The 2378-nt window shown below is 33.9% G+C and carries 4 protein-coding genes and 1 pseudogene; 3 read left to right on the top strand and 2 right to left on the bottom strand.

Going from position 1 to position 2378, the window contains the following annotated elements:
* Positions 1-693, top strand: a 693-nt coding sequence (locus AC1DJR_RS26670) for an MFS transporter (RefSeq protein WP_477003927.1), incomplete at its 5' end; no start/stop codon positions are given.
* A gap of 20 nt (positions 694-713) precedes the next feature.
* Here the strand turns inward: AC1DJR_RS26670 and AC1DJR_RS26665 are convergent.
* Positions 714-1049, bottom strand: a complete 336-nt coding sequence (locus AC1DJR_RS26665) for an ammonia permease (protein ID WP_113734128.1) — start codon at positions 1047-1049, stop codon at positions 714-716.
* Between the two features lie 45 nt (positions 1050-1094).
* Positions 1095-1466, bottom strand: coding sequence for a DNA-binding protein (locus tag AC1DJR_RS26660; RefSeq protein WP_429688056.1), 372 nt, complete (start codon positions 1464-1466; stop codon positions 1095-1097).
* A gap of 146 nt (positions 1467-1612) precedes the next feature.
* Here AC1DJR_RS26660 and AC1DJR_RS26655 point away from each other — a divergent pair, with 146 nt between their 5' ends.
* The gene (locus tag AC1DJR_RS26655; protein ID WP_477003926.1) at positions 1613-2155 is read left to right on the top strand and encodes a sigma-70 family RNA polymerase sigma factor; all 543 of its coding nucleotides are present in this window, start codon (positions 1613-1615) and stop codon (positions 2153-2155) included.
* A 21-nt stretch (positions 2156-2176) separates the two neighbouring features.
* Positions 2177-2378: pseudogene (locus AC1DJR_RS26650) on the top strand (DUF4179 domain-containing protein); the annotation flags it as partial.

Genomic DNA, 2378 nt, shown 5'->3' with positions numbered 1-2378 from the left:
ATGTTATTACTTCCAGTATACTTGCAAAACATTCGCGGTTTTACACCGATGGAATCTGGTTTATTATTACTTCCAGGATCATTAATTATGGGGATCATGGGACCAGTTGCAGGTAAACTATTTGATAAGTATGGTATTCGTCCGTTAGCAATTGTCGGATTAGCCATTACAACATATGCGACATATAAATTTACAACGTTATCGATGGATACACCGTATAGCGTTATTATGACGGATTATATTATACGCTCAATTGGTATGTCATTCATTATGATGCCAATTATGACAGCTGGTATGAATGCACTGCCGATGAAATTAATTTCTCACGGTACAGCAACGCAAAATACGTCAAGACAAGTAGCTGGTTCAATTGGAACAGCGATATTAATCACGCTTATGACGCAACAAACTACTGCTCACGTAGCGGATTACGGCAATATGTTAACAACGTCAAACCCGATTTTAGTTGATAAAGTACACGGTATGGGCCAAAACTTAGCGGCATTAGCCGGATCAGCTCAAGCAGGAGATGCGATGAGTACACAACTATTATTCGGACAAATTTCAAAGCTATCTGCAATTAACGGTATTAACGATGCCTTCTTAATTGCAACTATATTAGCCGGTATTGCTTGGGTGTTATCGTTCTTCTTACCATCAGGCAATAAACCAAATAGAAAAGCAGGGAATTAATTTCCCTGCTTTTTTGTCTTTTAAAGAGTTAGATATAAAAAATGATAACCAGCTACGGAGCACAGCCCTGTTATAAACAAAATTGTTCCCATAGCACGAATGCTGGATATTTGTCTTCCACTTATAATAGCTAATAGTCCAGCTAAAGAGAAGAAACACCAATATAAAGTTCCTGAAATTGGAACCATCCCCTCTAAATCTATTCCAAAACCTATACAAATGATAGGAACAAAGATAAGCGATATGCTAATCAAACCAGCTATAATAGTAAGTGATTTACGATATTTAATGCCAGCAATAATTAAAAAAATGCCAACGATGAATTGGCATAACATCAAAGTAAGAGCCAAAACCATCCAAGTTAATATTCAAAACACTTCTGTATTACCTCCGATAAAATATTATATATAGAATGAATCCCCTACAGACATAAGTACCCAGAAAATAACCCCTAATATGCCAGCGATAAAAATAATGAATCCCATATTACGTATACTTTTAATCTTTGCCTGTAATCCATTTAATCCTGCCAATAATCCAGTTAAAGAAAACAGTATCCAATATAAAGTAGTTGAAATAGGGAGGATCGTATCGCTGTTCACCCCCATGCCCAAAAAAACAAAAGGTAGTGTGACAAAAGATAGGCTAAGTAGCCCCATTAAACCCACAAATAATTTAAGATGTTTAATGCTAGTAATAATTAAAAAAATACCACCGAAAAATCCGCACAAAACAAGAAGTGGCATATAAAAAATCCAAAGTAAGCTCGACATAAATAATCTCCTTCTATGGTGATGAGTTATATTTTACTACATGAGGTTTATTTTGGATATTATTAATAAATATGTATAAATTGATAGAAATGAGAAGCAACGATACGAATTAATAGATGTAGAGAACGTTAGAGAGGAGGGGACATATGAAAATTACAGAAGAGAACGTTGCAATGCAACTACGGAAAAGGAACGAAAAAGCATTATATTTTATTATCGACCGGTACGGCGGACTTATAAAAAGTATTATTCAGAAGCATTTAGCCTCTTTTCAAGATGTACAAGAGGAATGCATGGATGATGTGTTATTGGCAATTTGGAATCATATTGAAAAGTATGATGAGGAGAAAAATACTTTGAAAAATTGGATTGCAGCTATTACAAAATATAAATCTATCGATTATGCGAGGAAATATGCGAAGACAGTAAATGAAAAAGGATTAGATCAAATAGGTGAAATAGCGGTACATACCGATACTACTAAAAATGAAATTAGTAATGATATGGAACATATATTAGATCATTTAAAGAAGAACGATAAAGAAATCTTTATGAAGCATTACGTTGAAGAAGACAGTGTAGAAGATATTGCAGAGAAAATGGGGATGAAAACTTCTTTTATATACAATCGTCTGTCGAGAGGCCGGAAGAAGCTAAGGGCATTATTTTTACATAATCGAATGWAGTAAATAAGAAAAGAGGTGAAGGAAATGAAAGATCCGTATGAAATGTTAAATGATATAAAAATTGATGAAAATGAATATAAAGAAGTTAACTTAACTCATATAGAGAAAAAGCAAATACAAAAGCGAATTAGCAAAAAGATAAGAAAGAACAAAGGTCATACGAAACGTAATATAGCTATTGTAACATCGGCTGCGGCATTATTTATCATGATGATGACTGTAGATA

This window comes from Bacillus sp. 05T31 (assembly GCF_056396725.1).
This window is presented reverse-complemented; position numbering and strand designations above follow the sequence as displayed.

Bases quoted from the DNA above. Each gene is read 5' to 3' on its own strand.
- AC1DJR_RS26665 (WP_113734128.1), bottom strand. From the start codon at position 1,049: ATGGTTTTGGCTCTTACTTTGATGTTATGCCAATTCATCGTTGGCATT.
- AC1DJR_RS26660 (WP_429688056.1), bottom strand. From the start codon at position 1,466: ATGTCGAGCTTACTTTGGATTTTTTATATGCCACTTCTTGTTTTGTGC.